12 protein-coding genes are annotated in these 18889 nt (G+C 61.5%); 6 read left to right on the top strand and 6 right to left on the bottom strand.

Annotated elements, in window-relative coordinates:
- Positions 1-16: 16 nt before the first annotated feature.
- The 3 genes from SE92_RS16310 to SE92_RS16300 form a co-directional block, all read right to left on the bottom strand.
- Positions 17-304 carry a hypothetical protein gene (locus SE92_RS16310; protein WP_063196682.1) on the bottom strand — a complete coding sequence of 96 codons (288 nt, stop codon included), beginning with the start codon at positions 302-304 and terminating at the stop codon, positions 17-19.
- Between the two features lie 403 nt (positions 305-707).
- Positions 708-2939, bottom strand: coding sequence for a Wzz/FepE/Etk N-terminal domain-containing protein (locus tag SE92_RS16305; protein WP_063196681.1), 2232 nt, complete (start codon positions 2937-2939; stop codon positions 708-710).
- A gap of 32 nt (positions 2940-2971) precedes the next feature.
- Positions 2972-3484 carry a hypothetical protein gene (locus tag SE92_RS16300; protein WP_245324605.1) on the bottom strand — a complete coding sequence of 171 codons (513 nt, stop codon included), beginning with the start codon at positions 3482-3484 and terminating at the stop codon, positions 2972-2974.
- A 671-nt stretch (positions 3485-4155) separates the two neighbouring features.
- On the opposite strand from SE92_RS16300, the gene SE92_RS16295 reads away from it, so the two are divergent.
- From SE92_RS16295 to SE92_RS16280, 4 genes are read left to right on the top strand one after another with little or no spacing between them, the layout of a single operon-like run.
- Positions 4156-5358 (top strand): acyltransferase family protein, encoded by a 1203-nt coding sequence (locus tag SE92_RS16295; protein WP_245324603.1) that lies wholly within the window; start codon positions 4156-4158, stop codon positions 5356-5358.
- A 7-nt stretch (positions 5359-5365) separates the two neighbouring features.
- Entirely contained in the window at positions 5366-6703 is a 1338-nt protein-coding gene (locus tag SE92_RS16290) for a hypothetical protein (protein WP_063196679.1), read from the top strand.
- A gap of 9 nt (positions 6704-6712) precedes the next feature.
- A complete protein-coding gene (locus tag SE92_RS16285; RefSeq protein ID WP_063196678.1) occupies positions 6713-7819 on the top strand; it encodes an acyltransferase family protein in 1107 nt (368 codons plus the stop codon).
- Positions 7816-8904, top strand: a complete 1089-nt coding sequence (locus SE92_RS16280; protein ID WP_063196677.1) for an acyltransferase family protein — start codon at positions 7816-7818, stop codon at positions 8902-8904. The genes SE92_RS16285 and SE92_RS16280 overlap by 4 nt, the downstream gene beginning before the upstream one ends.
- An 18-nt stretch (positions 8905-8922) precedes the next feature.
- Here the strand turns inward: SE92_RS16280 and SE92_RS16275 are convergent, their stop codons facing one another.
- Positions 8923-10020, bottom strand: coding sequence for a glycosyltransferase family 4 protein (locus SE92_RS16275; protein ID WP_245324601.1), 1098 nt, complete (start codon positions 10018-10020; stop codon positions 8923-8925).
- 288 nt (positions 10021-10308) lie between these two features.
- Here SE92_RS16275 and SE92_RS16270 point away from each other — a divergent pair, with 288 nt between their 5' ends.
- Positions 10309-11766, top strand: coding sequence for a lipopolysaccharide biosynthesis protein (locus SE92_RS16270; RefSeq protein ID WP_063196675.1), 1458 nt, complete (start codon positions 10309-10311; stop codon positions 11764-11766).
- A gap of 19 nt (positions 11767-11785) precedes the next feature.
- Positions 11786-13147: a polysaccharide pyruvyl transferase family protein gene (locus tag SE92_RS16265; protein WP_245324599.1), complete on the top strand. Its 1362-nt coding sequence runs from the start codon at positions 11786-11788 to the stop codon at positions 13145-13147.
- Between the two features lie 24 nt (positions 13148-13171).
- On the opposite strand, the gene SE92_RS16260 is transcribed toward SE92_RS16265, so the two are convergent.
- Both SE92_RS16260 and SE92_RS16255 read right to left on the bottom strand, forming a co-directional pair.
- Positions 13172-14299: an acyltransferase family protein gene (locus SE92_RS16260; RefSeq protein ID WP_063196673.1), complete on the bottom strand. Its 1128-nt coding sequence runs from the start codon at positions 14297-14299 to the stop codon at positions 13172-13174.
- A 238-nt stretch (positions 14300-14537) separates the two neighbouring features.
- Positions 14538-18446 (bottom strand): RHS repeat domain-containing protein, encoded by a 3909-nt coding sequence (locus SE92_RS16255; RefSeq protein WP_063196672.1) that lies wholly within the window; start codon positions 18444-18446, stop codon positions 14538-14540.
- Positions 18447-18889 lie beyond the last annotated feature (443 nt).

Here is an 18889-nt window from a genome sequence, read left to right as displayed (position 1 = left end):
CCGCAGGCTCGAGCGATCAGGTTCCGTCGCGCGACGACCTTCCGAACAGCCGCATGATCGCATCGCGTAACGCGAGCAACGGCGGCACCAGCACGAAAAAGGCCCCCATCGCGACGGAGGCGATGACATGACGGATCGAGAAGGGTTCGTCCTGCTCGATGTCCCGTTGGCTGGGGTCGATAGGCGCAGGTGCAAGCGTCGTCGCCATCGGCTGCGGACGCGATTTGCGTGGGGGAACCACGATCAACACGAACAGGATGTTGAGCAGGACCCAAATAGTCAAAATCGTCAGGACGATCAGCATTCCGAGCCCGCCGGAAAAGAACTACAAATATGAGCCGAGGTTAGCCTCAGGGAACTCAGAAAGAAAGATGCCCAAAGTTTCGGCATTTTGAAGCATCGAAGACCGGATTGTCTCGTCTTATCGAGAGATGATTGCCAATTGGCGTACTGTCCTCAGGACCACCGCCTTCGTCAATCCTTGCTTTTGGCTAGAGCAATAACTGCAAGTTGTGGATTCCGGACGAATACGGAGGCCTCAGCCTCCGGTACGCGTGGCGCAATCCCCGGCTTCGTGCGCGAAGGCGCAGTGATCGCCTCTCAGCGACAGTTCCGCAAGACACGAAAAAGGAAGATACGAAAAAGGCCCGCTGCGAAATTGGCAGCGGGCCTGAGGTCGTTACAGTTCTGGGCGCAGGGCGCGCCGTCTAGGCATGCTCGACGTAATAGCTGTTGTGGTGCTTGCCCTTGTACGCCTCGATGCGCTTGAGCATCTTCGGGTTGGCGCGGTTGAGCACGGCGCCGAGCAGCTTCTTCTGGAGCACTTCCGACCCGGAAACCGATTCCTGAAGCGCACTTCGTGTCGTCTGTCCCCATTCGATCACGTAGACCATGGCGTCGATCAGGAGGCTGACTGCCTTGGAATCCGCCACCGGCATCACCGGGGCAAGATCGATCACGATGTATTCATAGTGCTCTCGCAGCACCTTGAGCAGCTCGGCCATCGCCTTCGACCCGATGACGTCGGCCGAATTGACCATGCGGGAGGCCACGACGGACGGCAGGAAATCCAGTCCCGTCTCCTTGCTTCGCTGCACGTGGTAGCCGAGGCTCGCGGGGTCGGCGAGGGCCTCCACCAGGCCGCTCTTGGCGTTGGGCGCGAGTTCCCGGGTCAGCGAACGCGTGTGCAGATCGCCGTCGATCAGGACCGTGCGATGCCCGGTGAGGGCGATCAACTGCGCGAAGTTGGCCGCCACCGTCGTCTTTCCTTCCTTGGGAAGGGAGGACACGATGCCGATCACCTTGATCTCGCGGGTCAGGCGCGCAACATCGATCGACACCTTGATGTTGCGCAAGGTCTCGGCGAACCGCGAGAATGGATGATCGACGACGTAGCGGGACAGATCGGGTGAGTCTGTCTTGCCTGACGTCGAAAGCAGCGCGCCGGCCGCCGTCGGCGGTCGAATATCCGGCAGGACGCCGAGGCACTTGACGCCGAGCTCCTCCTCGACCTCGGCGGGGGTCCGCAAGACGTCGCTGAGCATTTCACGGCCAAATGCGACGCCGAAGCCGAGGCAGAGGCCGCCGACGAGACCTCCGACAAGCGCCAGGACCGTGCGCGGCGAACTCTTGCGATCCGGCTTGGTGGCGGTGCTGATGAGGCGCGCCTCGCTGAGCGGGAAGCTCTGATTCTGCGTCGCGCTTTGCAGCTTCTCGAGGAAGTTGTTGTAGAGGTTGCGATAGGTGTCGGCGGCGCTTTCGAGATCGCGCAGCTTGACTGCGGCCTGGCCGCTATCGCCGGCCTGGGCGACGAGTTCCTTCACGCTTTTCTCGAGCGATGCCTCCCGGCTCTTTGCGATCTCATAGTCGCTGCGATAGGCATCTCCGATCCGATGCAGCTCGTCGGCGATGTTCTTGCGCAGCTCCTCCATCTTGTTGGCCAGATTGACCGCCGCAAGATGCTGCTTGCCATAGCGCCGCGACCAATCCGCATATTGCGCCTGAAGGTCGAGATATTGGGCGCGCAGGCGGGTGATGACCGAGTTGTTGAGAGCGTCTGTCACGGTCGATTGCGCAACATCCTGGTCGGAGATCGCGTTGATTCGGTCGAGACGAGCCTTGGCTTCGGCCGTCGCCGCTCGCGCTTGAACCAGCTGCGTGTTCAGGTCCGACAATTGCTGCTCGGACATCAGGCCGCGGCTGGTTCCGACGATGTTGTTCTCGGCCTTGAAGGTTTGCACGGCGCGGTCGCTGGCCGTTGCCTGCTCGCTCAGCTCGATGCTGCGCTGCTGAAGCCATTCGGTTGCCCGCTTGGTGGACTGATATTTGGCTTCCAGGGCGCCGACGAGGTAGGCATTGGCGATGGCGTTGACGATCTTGGCGGCCTTGTCAGGGCTTCTGGAGCGATAGTTCATCGACAAGACATACGTCGTCAGGATGCGTTCCGTTCTCAGGTTCTTCTGAACCTGCTCGACCACGGCGTGCTCGAGACGCTCCTGGGACGCAGGCTCGCCGGAGCTGAACAGCGACATGACCTTGCCTAGGACGATGGACAGCAGGCCCGGGTTGGAGCCATTGAACTCCGGATCGTCCGTCAGCTTCAGGCGACGGACCACCGAGAGAATCAGGTCGTCCGAATTAATGACTTCGACCTGGCTGTCGACGTAGCCGGTATCGATGAGGGCGCTGCTGGCGTTGCTGTCCTTGTCCAGCACCTGCGCCTGACGCGTATCCATCATGATACGGGCATTCGCCGTATACATCGGTTGCGCCGTCACCAGATAGACGAGCACCAGAGCCAGTGCAGCTCCCGTGCACGCCGCGATGATCGGCCACTGCCGGCGCAGGACGTCGGCCACGCGCTCGAAGCTGAGGACGGCCCCGCCGAACTCGATGCCGAATCTGTGTCCCGACTGGAAATGTTCTCTGGGCTGATACATTGTCTAATTCGCTGCCTTTTGACGATCGCTGATCAGTTCGGAAGGGGGACGGGCTTGAATGGGTTGGCGAGCTTGGTCTTCCATTCGCCGTCGAGCAGGGCCCCGCCTCGGGCCGGTTGCGCCTTGCTCTTGTCTTGCGATTGAAGCTGGACGCCCGAGGTGTCCTCTCCTGCGGCGGAATAACCCGCTTGCACGTTGAGATCACCGATCCGCTGCGTGAAATCCCTGATCTTGCGCGCGGCGTCAGGCTTCGTCGACGTGCATCGTCCTTCCGCAATTCTCAGCGCGGCGCCGATGGCCGAACGATCGCTCGAAGCCGAGGCCGAGATGAGCGTCTGCACGGACGGCAACACCGACGGGTTCGTGGCGATGTAGGTAGCGAGCCGAAATCTCAGCTTGTCCTTGTCATTGCGCAGCCGCTCCAGGAGCGAGGAGGGCGATTTCACGAACGTGTCGAGTTCGAGCTGCGAGGCACGATCCGAAAATTCGACGCACTGGGCGCGGCAAGCTCCGATGCTCGCCACGATCAAGGCAGAAGCTGCCAAGACGATCGCTAGCCATCGTGGCCTTGCATGACGAATTGTTGGTCCGCAGCCCATCCGTGTCCCTTCTTCCTCGCCTGTTGCAATAGGAGAACAGGCGAAACCTGGCAGGTAACTGTGTCAATTTTTGTGCGACGCAAAAGTCGTGCGCGTGATCGACGACAACAGATGCATTGCCTGCTTTTCGATCGGTTGCAAAACGAGGAGATGCAATGCATGCGAGATCGGCATCGCGCGCCTAGGAATGTTGCAACCTGAAAACATAACATGCGTTTGCGCGTTCGGATGTTGCAACCGCGCGTCGCAAAACCGACACAAGCGGTCAGCTCGTCATTAGTTCCCGCCCGCGAAAAATTATCGGTGCGAGATGTGCGACGTCGGCATGCAGTAAAATCAGAGTCGTTGCGCTGGCCTTGATCGCAACAGCGTCGAATTTCGCGCACACTTTGCACGCAAATACTCGCGATCATCGCGCCCGAATTGATTTGCGCGCCGACGCACGGCGGTCTCAGGCAAAAAGTGGCGTGAACTTGGCGCTCGCATGTCCGAATGAACTGCGAGCGTTGAAATTATCGTCGATCGTCATGCGTCGAATGCGAGTCCGAGATCGCAGCGATTGAACACGTGCAAGTCCTGATACACACTGCTGCGATGCAATAGTTGGGAATGTTGATGTGACGGAGTTGGTTCATCGTGAGAAGGCGCATGTTCTGCCGCTCGACAGCATTCGGGGGATCGCCGCGACATCGGTGGTGATCCACCATCTCCTGCTGATGCCGACGTTCCTCGCGGCGTTCCCGCACAATGCGTGGATCAACTGCTCGTTCTTCAGGAGCTCATGGCTGCTGGTCGATCTGTTCTTCGTTCTCAGCGGGATCGTCATGTCGCTCAGCTACGTCGAGGGCGATTTCGGGCGATTCTCGCTGCGCGAGTTCATGGCGCGGCGCCTGGCGCGGGTCTATCCGCTGCATATCGTCATGCTGATGGCAAATCTGCTGTTTCGCCTCCTGCGGATCAGCCTGGTCATGGCGGGTGTCGTCGTGGCTGCGCCGGCGGCGTTTGAGGTGAACAATGCCTATTCCTTCGTTCTCAACGTCCTGCTGCTGCATTCGATGGGGTTCGTCGACTATCTCAGCTGGAATGCGCCGAGCTGGAGCATCAGCGTCGAGTTCTACACCTATCTGGTGTTCGGCCTGATCGTGCTCTTTGCCCAGCGCATGCGTTCGCTGTTGTTGTTCTACGTCCTCTGCGGCGCGCTTGCGGTCGGAAGCCTGGTCTTCATCATCTTCGTGCTCGACAAGAGGAGCCTCGGGCTGCAGACCGACTTCGGCATCCTGCGCTGCTTCGTGAGTTTCTTTCTGGGCGTGCTGACGGTCAGGATCGTCGATCGTCTGCCGGCCAGGCCGGGCCCTGCCGTGCAGGGTATGCTGCAATTCGCCGCCATGATCGCCAGCATCGCTCTCGTCTCCCTGGCGGAGAGCAGCCCTGCGTCGACCTTCCTCGCGCCCGTGACGTTCGCGATCTTCCTCGGCAGCTTGCTGGCCTTTCCGGATGCGCTGCTGGTGCCGCGGATGCTGGTGGCGAAGCCGCTGGTCTGGCTCGGCAAACGTTCCTACTCGATCTATATGGTGCACGCGCTCGTGGTGCTGCTCGCCGAATATTTCGTGCGAGCCGTGGGGGCAGGGCGGATCGCCGCGCTCGATTCGGTCTTCGCCGGTTTGCCGGCCACGCTGAACCTCGTGGTCTCATTGGCAGCCGTGCTGGCGGTGTCCCACTTCACTTATCTCTACGTCGAAATCCCCGGTGGCAGGCTGATGCGGAACGTCCTTGGAGGCCGGTCCGGTTTCTCCGCGTCGCCCGCGCGGCAGACGAACTGAGCCGGACATGACGATCCTCGCGCTGCATCGCCCCAAGATCACGCTGATCAGCCTCAACATCGAGGCGATCGCGCTGGGGGCCTATCTGGTCCGCGACGCCTTTGGCGGCATGATCCGCTATTACACCAGCATCTACCACTTGAACGGGCTCTGGTACCTGCCCGACGCCATAGCGTTTCTATGTCTGATCCAGTTCTTCGTGCATTGCATCCTGCGCAATCGCAGCACCCTGGCTCTGCTGGTGTTGGTGCAGATCATGCTGTCACTCGTGCTCGGCTATTTCATGCTGGGGACGGTCAACGCTGCAGTCTCGTCCTTCAAGATGATGCTGCCCGTGTTCGTCGGATTCTGCTTCTGCGATTCGAGCCTCGGCTCGTACCGGAAGCTGCTGTCGGTCATCGCGGTGACCTTTTATCTCTCGGTCATCGGCGTCTTCCTGACGAAATTCTACCTGATGCCCTGGGTGGGCTATAAATACGAGTCCTTCGGCGCGGTGCGCGAGGCGGGCAGGCTGTGGTGGGCTTATGGCGGTGACGACCAGCGCCTCATGGGTTTTGCCGCCGACAATACCATGGCGGCCTTCTTCATTCTGGTGTCGTTCGCAATCACGTCCATTCGCATGAGCACCACCTGGTGTCTCCTGTTCGGATCCATCGCAATCTATGCCACCAAGCTGACCACGAGCAAGACGACCATGATCGTCCTCGTGCTCTACCTTCTCCTGCTGGTACTCGTGCGCATGCTGCCGGAGAGGTCGCGCTTCCCCGCGATCCGGAGCATTGCGCTGTGGTCCTATGCCTCGATCTTCGTGCCGTTCTTCATGATCGTGGTCGCTTCAGGCACCGCGGCGGTGCCGCATTCGACCCTTTTCAGCATCCTCGATCGCATCAACAACAGCTGGCAAAAGCCGTTCATCTACCTGACCCAGCTGATGCCGGTCGGGCTGGTGACAGGCTGTGGTGCGGGTTGCTTCAACTATCCGCAGCAGCTGTTCTCGCCGCTCGCGGCCTATTGGGTGCCCGTCGACAATTTCTACATCGGGACCTATCTGATGTTCGGCCTGCCGTTCGTCGCGTTCATGGTGATGGTGTTCCGGGCGACGTTCGGAGCGACCGACGTGTACAAGCTGACGCTGATCTTTATCGTCAACCTTTTCACCATTACCGTCCTGAACTACGGCCCGGCGTCCGGACTCCTGATCATCGCACTGAGCTTCAGCGAGGTATTCTCGCGGCGTGCGACCTCCGCGCGCGGCGTCGAGACCGTGCCCATCGTCATGCGGCCGCCGATGCCGTCATTGGAAGGCTTCCGCCCGGATATGCCGGCGGCGAGCGGAAGCAGGTGAGAACGAATAATGCATAAGCGGCTCGCATTCATCGACACGTTGCGCGGCATTGCCGTGCTCTCGGTCCTGGTCCAGCATGTCTTCGAGATCATCGTCGAGAAGCACCCGACCGGTGCCTATTACTGGCCCATCCACGATGTGTTCGGCTACTATATGAACTTCGGCCGGTTCGGCGTCGTGTTGTTCTTCTTCGTCAGCGGCTTCGTCATTCCGTTCAGCTTCCCGGACAGCGCCACGCCGGTGCGGGATTTTGCGATCAGCCGCTTCTTCCGGCTCTACCCGGCCTACTGGACCTCGCTCGTTGTCGGGCTCGTGACGATGCAGCTGATGGACTCGAAGGTCTATCCGCTGGGGCAGATCGCCGCGAACGTGACGATGTTGCAGACTTTTGTGAACGTGCCGAATCTCTGGGTCTTCTATTGGACGCTGGCGATCGAGCTGCTGTTCTATGTCGGATGCACCATTCTCTTTGCGATGGGGCTGCTGAACCAGCGCTTCACCGCTGTGACGATTGTCGTTGCAGCCGCCCTGATCGGAACCACCGCTGCGCTGTTTGTTGAGAACAGGGCGGTCTCCTCGGTGATGGAGGTCGGGCTGAACCTGTCGGCGATGTTCCTGGGCAAGATCATCCGCGACACCGTCATCGGCGGAAAGCTGCGATGGAGCCATGTGGCCGTCTGCACGCTCCTGTACGCGGTCTTCGCCGCCACGCTGTCCGATCGGCGGTTCGGGGGCGTCTATCACGAGAACTTCTTCTACAGCTATTCGATCGGAGCCGCCTATGTCTGCGCGGCGCTGGTATTCATCGGCTTTGCCGTGTTCGGCGAGAGGATGGCGTGGCGCCCGATGGCGTTCGTCGGCGTGATCAGCTATTCGGTCTACCTGATGTCGCCGTTCGTGATCGTGTTCGTCCATCGTCTCGTCTGGTTCGGCGACGGGCCGCTGGGATGGTCGATCTTCCTGGGCTTGATCCTGGCGTTGTCGATCCTTGTCAGCTGGATGACTTTCACTTTCGTAGAGAAGCCCAGCATTGCCTTCGGGCACCGGTTCCGTTCGGTGCGCCGAAAGAAGGCGGTGCTCGAGCCCGCGCTCAGCACCCAGGGTGCCGCGGAGTGATCAAGGCACCCCACCAGGTGGGCGCAGCCTACGACGGATCGTTCGTTCCGTCGGTCCAGGGCCTTCGCGCCATTGCGGCGCTGAGCGTGCTGATGGATCATTTCTACGACATGCCGAAGGGGGGCATGTACGACATCCCGGATCCCGGCTTTTTGCCGCCGCTGTGGTCCTGGCTGCAATCGGTAATCAATGTGGGCGGGCACGGTGTCGAGCTGTTCTTCATGATCAGCGGCTTCCTGATCCCGGCGAGCCTGGTGCGGCACGGGTCGTTGCCGCGGTTCTTCTTCGATCGCGTCCTGCGCATCATGCCGGTGTTCGTCGTGCTGCATCTGGCGCTGTTCGCGATCGGGCCGATCGTGGCCTACAAGTTCTTCCGCGGCATCGACCTGACCAGCTATCTCGCCATCTTTGCGGCCAATTTGTTCTTCGTGCAGGACGCACTCGGCTTGCCGATTGCCCAGCAGAACGCCTGGACGCTGACTTATGAGTGGGCGTTCTACATCTGGTTTGCGCTGACATTCTCGATGTGGCGCGCAGGCGGCAGGCTGCTGGCGGCGCCCCTGATCCTGCTGGGTCTGGCCTGCCTGATGCATTGGCCGATCACCGCGTTCTTCTGCATCGGCATGCTGTTCAGCGCGACCGGATTTCGCATCTCCATTCCCGGGCGTCTCGGCCTGCTCGCAGGGCTTGCTTGCGCGGCCGCCCTGTATGCAAGCCTGGTGCTGTTTCACCCCTTCGTCGGGCTCATTCCCGGCTTCCTGCTGTTCGGCATGGTGCTCGCTCCGGATTCAGGCTTCGGCAAGGCTCTGAGCGCGCCGGCGCTGCAATATGTCGGCAAGATCAGCTACAGCCTCTATCTCGTGCATCCCTTCGTGTTGTTTCCTTTGCAGGTGATCGGCCTGAAGCTGGTCGCCGCCGGCGTCGATCGCTGGCTGCTGTGGGCTGCCTTCATCGGGCTCGGGCTGGTGATGTCGTTGGTTGCGAGCGCGATCAGCTATGAGTTGATCGAGGTCAGGCTGCGGCGCCTGCTGGACGGCGCAATCCGCGGCATGTTCTTTCGACGCCAGATCGAGCAATCGGTATGAGAGATCGCCGGGTCGCGGTCAGCTCACGGTCCGGCCGGCGAGCCTGTGATAGGACCCGAGCAGCTGCTCGGCGATGCGGTCCCAGTTCAAGAGGCCGGCCGCGGTCTGCCGTGCGCCTTCGGTCAATGTCGCGGCGAGAGGTTTTGAAGTCAGCACCCGTTCGAGTGCGTCGGCTAGTGCCGTGGCATCGCCGGGAGGAACCAGCAGCCCGTTGATGCCGTCCGTGACGACGTCGGGAATGCCACCGGTGGCGCTGGCAACGACGGGACGAGAATTGCCGTAAGCGGATGCAAGCACGCCGCTCTGTGTTGCATCCTTATAGGGCAGGGCGACCACCGTGGCGGATTGAAACAGCCGTCCGGTATCCGCGGGCGAGATATAGGCGTTGATGGTCTTGACCGTCGACATCGCTTCCATGCGCGCGCCAAGCCGTGTCATCTCGGGGCCGCGGCCGGCGACGATGGCTTCATGGGCCACGCCGCGCTGGGCCAATATGTCGATCGCATCGATGAAGACGTCCAGACCCTTGTAGGCCCACATCCGTCCAAAGAACAGGATCCGCGCGGATTCCGGCTCGGTGAGTGCGCCGCCGGCCGGCGGAACCATGAGCACACCGTGCATGCTGGAAACTGCCTCGCCCTTGAAGTCGGGCGAGGCACGGCGAAAATCAGCGGTGCAGCTCTCGCCATGCGTCGTGACGACAGATGCGGCTGCGCGCATCCGTTCACGCCAGGCATCTTCACGCGGCGAGGTGCCGGAGCCGCCTTCCGAATGCGGAATCGCATCGTGAACCGTCAGCACCAGGGGAATGGCGAGCGGACGGAGCAGCTGGATCAGCTTGGACGTGTAGATCTCCGGAACTTCGTGACAATGAATCACGTCCGGACGAAACGATATTATGTCGATGAAGGACGCGGGGATGCCGATCGCGCCGCCGCGGCGCAGGCTCAGGTCGCGGATGCGTGTCTCGAAGGGCGCGGCTACGGCGATATCTGCAAGTTCCCATTGCTGGTTCGCGTCCTTGGCGTTGAGCACGAGGCGGACGTCGCAATGATGCGCCAATCCCGATGCGAGCCGGTAGGAATATTCCGCAAAATGCGGTGCGTAGATCGCCACGCGCAAACGCCTGGAGTTGCGGAGAGAACGCTGAGCAGGCGAATTCATCAAGGCATCCATTTTGCATCACTTCGCAAAGGTTGATCGGAGTGTAGTCCACGATTTGAACTCACTTCCACTCTAAATGGGAAACGTGACGGCGCTCATCTGATTGCCATCACTCCGTCGTATTGTAGCGAGCATTCAGTACTCCGCCGCGATCGGAGATGGTGACGTCGCGGCAGCATCGCGCCACGTCGTCTAGCCTGCGATTGTGGTTGGATCTGTCGGAATTGGGTCGAATTGTTGATGAACGTCACGCCGGGTAAACAACATCAGGTCGTGGTTGCCTTGTTCTGGTCGCTTGCACAGAATTGGGGCGGCCGGGCGCTGTCGTTCGTCCTGTTCCTGGTGCTGGCGCGGCTGCTCAACCCGGCGGATTTCGGTCTTGCCGCGCTCGTCGCCTTCATCCTGCTGCTGTTGAGTTCGATCGCCGAATTCGGGTTCGGCGACGCGTTGATCCAGCGCCGCACGCTCGAGCCTGCCGACGTGACGCTGCCCTTCTTCTGCTCCTTCGCCGCTTCGACGATTCTGGCGGTTCTGATTGCCCTCCTTGCGCCGGATATCGAGCGTTGGCTCGACGTGAAGGGGCTGGCGCCGCTGCTGACGGCCGCAAGTCTCTCCCTTCCGATCGGCACCGCGACCCTGTTTCAGGAGGCGCTCTACAAGCGCCAGATGGATTTTCGCGTGCTCGCGCTCAGAACCATGGTGGCAACCGCCATCTCCGGCATCGTGGGAATCGCCTGCGCCTATGCCGGGTTCGGCGCTCTCAGCCTCGTGATCCAGGTGGTCGTCCAGAGCGCGATCAGCGGCTTGTGGCTCTGGAGCCAGCCGCGATGGCTGCCGATGCGCGGTTATGATTTGAAGAGCTTTCGCGAGCTCTCCGGCTACAGCGTTCACGTCGTCCTGAACAGGCTGCTGGACTTCGCCATCGTTCGCACCATCGACATGATCATCCTGACGCTCTATGGCGTCGCGGCCCTCGGCATCTACACGGTCGGTGCGCGGGTCTACATCATCCTGATGCAGCTGCTCACCCAGGCGGTGATGGACGTCGCGTTGAGCGCGCTGTCCAGGATCGCGCACGAGCGCGACCGTATTGCCGGCGCCTATTTGCGCAGCGTCAGCCTCGGAGCGCTGGTCGGCTCTCCCATCTTCGTACTGCTTGCGGCGATCGCGCCGGAGTTCTCCCTGCTGCTGTTCGGCGCGAAGTGGAGCGGAAGCGAAGCGGTGATGCGGCCGCTGATGCTGATCGGCGCGATCCAGACGGTGCAGTTCGTCAACAGCGCCTATTTCGGCGCGCTGGGCAAGCCGAACTACGTCTTTGCGCTGAACATCCTCAAATTCTGCGCGGTCGTGCCGGCGATGTTCCTGCTTCCCTCGCGAGATATCGGCCAGTTGGCGACGATCTTCGCATTCGCGCAGCTCGTGGTGACCCCCGTGACATTCGCGCTGGCGCTTCGGCTGCTGGGCCTGAGCTGGAGCCAGTTCCTGCGTCCGATCGCCGGCTGCCTTTGCGCCATCGTTCTTGCCTATGGCGCGGTCGTGCTGTGCCGCGAGGCGACGCCGGACATCAACCCGTATTTGCGGATGGGGCTGCTGTCGTCGTGTTTCGGGGTGACCTATCTCATGAGCATTCTGCTGTTCTGGCGGAAGCAGCTGTTCTCGCTGATCGATTTCGTCGTGAAGCGCGGTGCGACCGCCTGATGAAGACGAGGAGGATGATTTGAAGCAATTGATCCCGGTGCCGGTTCGCAGGCATCTCCGAGGCTGGCTCAACAGCGCGAAGAACACGCCCTTCGCGGTCGATCTCCTCGAACTGCGCAGGTGGCAGATCGCGCGGAAGGACGTCGGCGTCAATGCGGCGCCGCGCAACAATCCGCGCCGTCTCGTGCTGTTGCCGTCGGACCCCTGGAGCATTCATCAGTCACGCGGCGACGAGGCGATGATCGAAGCCACCGTCGGCGAGCTGAAGCGGACCTATCCCGACCTCGAGACCTATATCGTCACCGCCACCAGCGCGGCGAGCGCGGACGTTCGCGCCATGGATTTCAAGCCGCTCGAGATCTGGAGGCAGCCGTTTTCCTACGAGACGGTCGCGCAGGAACTCTCGCTCACCCGTCCGGATTTCGGCGTGGTGCTGGGGGCCGACGTGCTCGACGGCTACTATTCTCCGGTGGATGCGGCGCGGATGCTGCTCGTGGCCGACCTGATGGCGGGATTCGGCGCCAAGGTCAGCGTGCTCGGCTTCAGCTTCAACTCTCGTCCGGCGAAGGCGCTGCGCGAAGTGTTCCGGCTGCTCGATCCGGGCGTGGTCCTCAACCTGCGTGATGCGATATCGCTTCAGCGCTTCGACGATTTCGCCCGCAAACGCGCGCGTCTCGTCGCCGATTCCGCGTTCATGCTGACGCCGCGCGCCGACACCGTAGCGGTAAAGCAGATCGCGGCCACGGTCGCACGGCAGCGTGCGCAGGGCCGCAAGGTGTTCGTCTTCAACATCCATCCGATGTTGTTCAAGAAGCCGGAGCCGGCCAAGCTGGAGCGGATGATAGAGCTGGCGGCGGATGCCATGACGCGCCTGTCACGGCAGCACAATGCAAGCTGGCTGCTGCTGGCGCATGATTACCGTCCCGGAATCGCCGACGACAATTGCCTGCGGCCGCTGGCCGCTCGGCTCAAGCCCGCGCTTGGGGAGCAGGTGCATCATGTCGAGCAGGTTCTGTCGGCGGGCGAGATCAAGGCCGTTGTCGGACTGGTCGACGGCGTGATCACCGGCCGCATGCATCTGGCGATTGCGGCGCTCGGGCAGGGCACCCCGGTGGCAGCGATCACCTACCAGGACAAGTTCCAGGGCCTGTTCGCGCATTTCGGCATCAGCGAACAGCTGCTGCTCTCGCCGGCCCAGTTCCTTGTCGGCGACAGCTTCGAGGCATTTCTGCTGCACTTTCTCGGGACATACCAAGCCGCGGGCGAGCAAGTCCGTCAGATGCTGCCTGAGGTGATGGAATTATCCCGCGCCAATGTCGCGCCGTTGCTGGACGATGGGCCGGCGCGGATCGTGCGGGAGGCCGGCGGCAAGGTCGCCTGAGCATTCAGATGTTTGCGGCGGGCGTCAGTTGACCGCCCGCTCGGGGTTCTCGAAGCGCAGGGACGTCTCGGCCGCCACCGGCCGGACCTTGCGGGAGGATACCAGCCCGGTGTCGGCCAAGCGATTGACGAGGCGCCGTGCCGGATTCTCGAAATAGGCGTAGGTGCGGTCCGCGATGATCGTCAGCACCACGCAGCAGGCGAGGGCGAAGAGGCCGAACTGATCCGGGCCCAGTCCGAGCCAGGTCCACAACGGCTTGAACACCGCAATGAGCAAAGCATCGTGCAGCATGTAGATCGCGTATGATGTGTTGCCGAGCCGCCCAAGCAGGCGGGCGCCGGGGAACTGGACGAAAGCGCTTTCGCCGACGGCGGTCAGCAGGATGGCGCAGGAGAACAGCAGAATGGCAAGGTCCGGCTTGGCGAACACGTTGAGGACGAGCACGGAGATGCCGAACGTGGCGATGCCGGCGAAAACCACCCGCTTCTGCCGGTAGGGCTGCGACATTCGGAACAGGATCGCGAGCAGGATGCCGTTCAGGAAGCTCGGCAGCGCGCGGAGCATGCCATAGTCATAATTGGCGCCGTACATCTGCGACCGCTCCTGCCAGATCGGCAGATGGCCGTGGGCCAGGACCAGATAGAGCGCCGCGACCACGGCAGCGAGCGCCAGCGGATGCAGCTTGCGCGCAAACAGCATCAACAGCGGAAAGATCAGATAGCAGAAGAATTCCGCGCTGATCGACCAGGACGGCGAGTTGAAGCTGAGATGGTCGGTAACGCCCCAGGCCTGGAGGAGAAGGAGGTTGTACAGGAAGTCCAGCGGGGTCGACCGCGCCGTACGCTCGAGGCCGACAGCGATCAGCACGACGAAGATGAGCAGGCTCAAGAGATGCAGCGGATAGATCCGCGCGATGCGGCGGATCATGAAACGGGAATAGGCGCGCACGCCGCGCGCGTCGGACGGATAGGAGTAGGAGATCACGAAGCCGGACAGGATGAAGAACATGTCGACGAACAGGCCGTAGGAGCCGTTCCAGGCCGGCGAGATGCCCGTGTCGATCAGCTTCAGGTGGAAGATGAAGACCCCGAGCGCGGCGACGAAGCGGTAGAAGTCGAGAACGACAAAACGTCTTGCTTCACTGGCTTGCATCGGGCCTCGGAGTCCTTGCGCGGTTCGCCTTTCTTCTAGAGTCGAATTGTGACGCAAGTTCGCTGAGCGCATCGGGCCGATGCGGGCAGTCGCGGCACTGCGTCAGAATTCATGGGACCCATCCAATTGCGGATGGCAGTTTGCTGCCTGCTCATCGATGAGGCAGGTCCCTGGGAAAGCGAACAGGGGCGGGACGTGGTCCCGGCCCCTGCGACGTTGGCGCCCGTTTGGGCAGTGCTCAGACGAATACGAAGTCGTGGCTGGTCAGGCTGGAGACATAGACATTCTTCAGCAGGATCGAATCATTGGCCGAGAATGTGATGAGCGCGTTCGTGCCGGACTGCGTGATTTGCAGGTGGCTGTAGTCCGCGGCCAGCAGTTTCGAGATCTGGACCACGTCGTGAGTCGTGCCATCGCCGGCCTGGAAGTTGAGGATCTGGTCCTGGCCGTGATCGTAGGCGACGGTGGTCGAGTTCGGTGCCGCCGAGAACACGTCGTTGCCGGCTCCGCCCTGGATCGTCACGCCGCTGGCGACGGCCGTGACGTTGTGGGTGCCGTCGGTCTTGGTCTGGTCGAAGAATTGCAACGCGCTGGCGGAGTTGTAGTTCTCGTGCTGCGTCGTGCCGGTCTGTCCGTTGAAGTTGAACAGGAAGACATCCTTCGAGCCGTCGGCGTTGTTGGCGATCTCCTGGGTCTTGGTGCCGGCGCTGTTGTAGATGTCGGTCAGCTTGCTGCCGTCGTCGTGGATCACCTGGGTATAGTCCAGGGTGCCGTCGGCGTGAGTCCGGGTGAGCTCCACCAGCTTGCCTGCGGCATCGAGGTGCTGATGCTGGGTAGTGTAGGACTGCCCGGTGACGTTGTAGTTCCAGTTGTCCGACGTGCCATCGGCGTTCTTGATATAGGCAGCAGTCTTCACGCCGCTGGTATAGACCGTCGTGGAGCTGTAGCCATCGCTCTTGGTCGTCACCTCGCTGGTGATGACGCCGTTGGCATCATACCAGTCGGAGGTCTTGGTACCGTCGGCGCTCTGCTCCAGCGTGAAGGCCAGGCTGTTGTCGGCGTGGGTGCGAACGATGTGAGTGAGGAAGCCGGTCGAATCGTAGCTGTCGTGCTCGTTCGTGTAGGTCTGGCCGACGACGTTGAACTGGAAGACGTCCTTCGACCCGTCGGCGTGGTAATCGGTTTCCGTCTTCTTGACGCCGGATGCATCGTAGTTGGTGACCACGCTGCTGCCGTCGCTGTTGACGATTTGGGTGTAGTCGAGCGAGTTGTCCGCATGCCAGCGGGTCACCTCGGTGGTCTGGCCTGAGGGGTCGAGGTGCTGGTACTGCGTGGTGTAGCTCTGGCCGGTGATGTTGTAGCTGTAATTGTCGTGGCTCTGGTCGGCATTGGTGATGTAAGCCGCGGTCTTCACACCGTTGGTGTACACCGTCGTCGAGCTGTAACCGCTCGGCTTCTGGAACACCTCGCTGGTGAGGACGCCGTTGGCGTCGTACCAGTCCGTCGTCTTGGTGCCATCGGCGCTCTGCACCAGCTTGAACGCCATGCTGCCGTCGGCGTGCTTGCGGATCAGCGTGGTGAGGAAGCCGCTCGCATCGTAGATGTCGTGCTCGGTCGTGTAGTTCTGGCCGGTGATGTTGAAGAGGAAGACGTCCTTGCTGCCGTCGGCGTGATAGTCGGTTTCCTTGGTTCGCGTTCCCGCAGCGTCATAGTTGGTGACGACGCTGCTGCCGTCGCTATTGATGACCTGGGTATAGTCGAGCGTGCCGTCGGCATGCTTGCGGGTCACGGCAGTGACCTTGCCCGAGGGATCGACGTGCTGGATCAGTGTGGTGTAGCTCTGGCCGGTGATGCCGAAGGCGTAATTGTCCTGGCTGCCGTCGGCATTCTTCACATAGGTATTGGTCTTGACGCCGTTGCTATAGGTCGTGGTCGACATAGTGCCGTCCGCCTTCTGCACCACCTCGCTGGTGAGGGTGCCGGCGGAATTGTACCAATCGGTCGTCTTGGTGCCGTCGGTCGTCTGGGTGAGCTTGAAGGCGAGACTGCCGTCGCTGTGCAGGCGCGTCAGGCTGGTGAGGAAGCCGGTGTCGCTGTAGACGTCGTGCTCGCTCGTGTAGTTCTGGCCCGTGATGTTGTAGGTCCAGACGTCCTTGCTGTGGTCGGCATGATAGGCCGTCTCGACCAGCTTGACGCCCGTGGCGCTGTAGGTCGTGATCACGCTGCTGCCGTCGCTGTTGTAGACCTGCGTCGAGTCCAGCGAGCCGTCGGCATGGCTGCGGGTCACCGAGGTGACCTTCCCGGAGGCATCGAGATGCTGAACCTGGGTGGTGAAGCTCTTGCCCGTGATGCCGTAGGTGTAATTGTCCTGCGAGCCGTCGGCATTCTTGACGTAGGCCGCCGTCTTGACGCCGTTGGTGTAGAGCGTGGTGGAGTAGTAGCCGTCCGACTTCTGGACCACTTCGCTCAGCAGGATTCCGGCGGTGTTGTAGGTGTCGGTGGTCCTCGTTGCGTCGGTGCCGACATGAACGAACTTGGTCTGCACGCCATTGGTGTAGCTGATCAGGTCCTTGGAGCCGTCGGTGTAGGCGACGGTCGTCGAGGCCGGCTGCCCGCTTGAATTGAGGCCGGTGTCGGACTTCGACAGCAGCTTTCCGCTGGCGTCGTAGGTCTTGGTGTTGCTCCAGGTCGCGGCCGCATTCGTCACCGAGAATGAGTAGCCGCCCTGGATCTTGGAGAGGGCGCTGCCGTAATGCGCAATCATGTAGTCCATGGTCGCCTTCGAGGCGACCGGCAGCACGTGGGAGCCGGTCAGCGTGATGGTCTGCAGCGCGGTCGACTCGCTCAGGTCTGACAGCTGCGGCACGATCTCGGCCGCCGTGCCGCTGACGGTGGTCCTGGTGTCCGGCGGCGTTGAGGTGGCCGGCGGCGCGTCGATCTCGATGATCAAGGGATGATCGCTGACCGGAATCGTGATCGTGCTGACGTCGGTATAGCTGGCGATCGCCGTGGTTCCCGTCAGGGTGTCGTACACCTTCACCGAATGATGCACGGCACCGAGGTTCACGCTGACCGTCTGGGCCGTGTTGGACACCTCGGTATCGGTGGAATCGTTCCAGAGCTTCGGCTCCGCCCACACGACGAGCTCGTAGGCGCCGTTGCTCTTGCCGAGCACCATGCTGTTGCCGGTGGCCGGCATGTTGCTCAGCGTGTAGTTCAACGGATCAGTCGGCTGCAGGCCGCCTTTGCCGTCGTCGGCCAGAACGGTCGTCAGATTGTGAATGGCCGTCGCGGCAAGCTTCGGCGACCCGTCGGAATTGAACAGTCCGAAATTGGCTTCGGGATTGGTATTGCCGGCGGAGGAGTCGCGGTCGAACAGCTCGTAGAGATAAGTCGCGCTGACGCCGGCCTTGTAGGCATCGACCAGGGTGTTCAGGATCGATTTGGCCTGCACCGTCTCGTTGACGCCGAGATATTGGGTGTTGGCCTGCGTGGTGTAGCCGGTCTCGGTGATGACGACGGGCTTTCCCGGGGCTGCGGCCATCACCGCGCTCAGCGTTGCCGAGATTGAGCTGCCGGTTGTCAGGCTGGTGCTGACATAGGCATGGGCGTTGGCGTAGTCGACCGAGCCCGACATGTTGCCGAGCTGGCTGTAGCCCTGCGGATCGTTGTAGGCCAGTGACAGATTGTAGACGGGGATGCTGCCGAGCGCGGCGTTGGCGTTGACGGCCTGATAGAGCGCGCTCTGGAACTGAGCCGCGGCCGTCAGGCTCGAGCTGCCATTGTAGCTGAAGGGCTGGTGGTTGGCCTCGTTGAGTCCCTCGATGGCGCTGATGCTGCCCGGGTGGCTCGCCACGAACTTCTGGAGCGAGGCGATGTAGTTTTGCAACCCGGTTGTGCCGGTCTGGGGCAGGGCGGACGACACCAGGAAGTCGAACTTGTAGCCGGCGGCGGCCAGGCCGTCGACGACGGGTTGCGCGGCAGGGCTGGTGCCCATCGCGTCGCGGAGGTGGGTGACGCCGAGATATTCGAGGTCATCGACCATCATCGCGAGATTGTTGTAGCCGGTCCACCCGAAGCCGGCATGCGTGTTGACGCCGATGGAGTTGATGAATCCGCTGGCGGACAGGATGGTTTGATCGGGCATTGCACACTCGAGTTTCAGCGCAAGCAAAATTGCTCGCAGGGATTTGCGTTCAAGCTTCTCTGTCGAGTGTGAATTTCAGATAAAAATCGAAGCTACAAATCGCGAGCGAACTTGGGTTCCTTGTGCAGGAACAGAATCGCTCTCTGTGCAGCAGAATAGGAATGCGATGCCAGGGCAGGATGACGTGAGGAAGGCGCTTTCGTGATTTTCAGGAAATGCGGTGCTGAATATATATGCGCATCGCTCGCGAGATGGATTCGTTCGACGATGCGATGCGGCCCGCTTGTCCGCGTTCGGAGTATCTTTGTCTCGTGATTTCGAGCAACGCACCGGTTTTCTTGCATGCGAAGTTCGCAGATGCCGCTTCGATGAGCGGCTATATTTTATAATGTACCCGTTTTGGTTGTAGGTGCCCAGGATTGGTGCAGGCGCTCGTTGCGGAG

This window comes from Bradyrhizobium sp. AT1 (genome assembly GCF_001590795.1).
Taxonomy (GTDB): domain Bacteria; phylum Pseudomonadota; class Alphaproteobacteria; order Rhizobiales; family Xanthobacteraceae; genus Bradyrhizobium.
The sequence above is the reverse complement of the archived record's forward strand: the minus strand, read 5'-3'. Positions and strand labels throughout refer to the sequence as shown.

Bases quoted from the DNA above. Each gene is read 5' to 3' on its own strand.
- SE92_RS16310 (WP_063196682.1), bottom strand. From the start codon at position 304: ATGCTGATCGTCCTGACGATTTTGACTATTTGGGTCCTGCTCAACATC.
- SE92_RS16305 (WP_063196681.1), bottom strand. From the start codon at position 2,939: ATGTATCAGCCCAGAGAACATTTCCAGTCGGGACACAGATTCGGCATC.
- SE92_RS16290 (WP_063196679.1), top strand. From the start codon at position 5,366: ATGACGATCCTCGCGCTGCATCGCCCCAAGATCACGCTGATCAGCCTC.
- SE92_RS16285 (WP_063196678.1), top strand. From the start codon at position 6,713: ATGCATAAGCGGCTCGCATTCATCGACACGTTGCGCGGCATTGCCGTG.
- SE92_RS16270 (WP_063196675.1), top strand. From the start codon at position 10,309: ATGAACGTCACGCCGGGTAAACAACATCAGGTCGTGGTTGCCTTGTTC.
- SE92_RS16260 (WP_063196673.1), bottom strand. From the start codon at position 14,299: ATGCAAGCCAGTGAAGCAAGACGTTTTGTCGTTCTCGACTTCTACCGC.
- SE92_RS16255 (WP_063196672.1), bottom strand. From the start codon at position 18,446: ATGCCCGATCAAACCATCCTGTCCGCCAGCGGATTCATCAACTCCATC.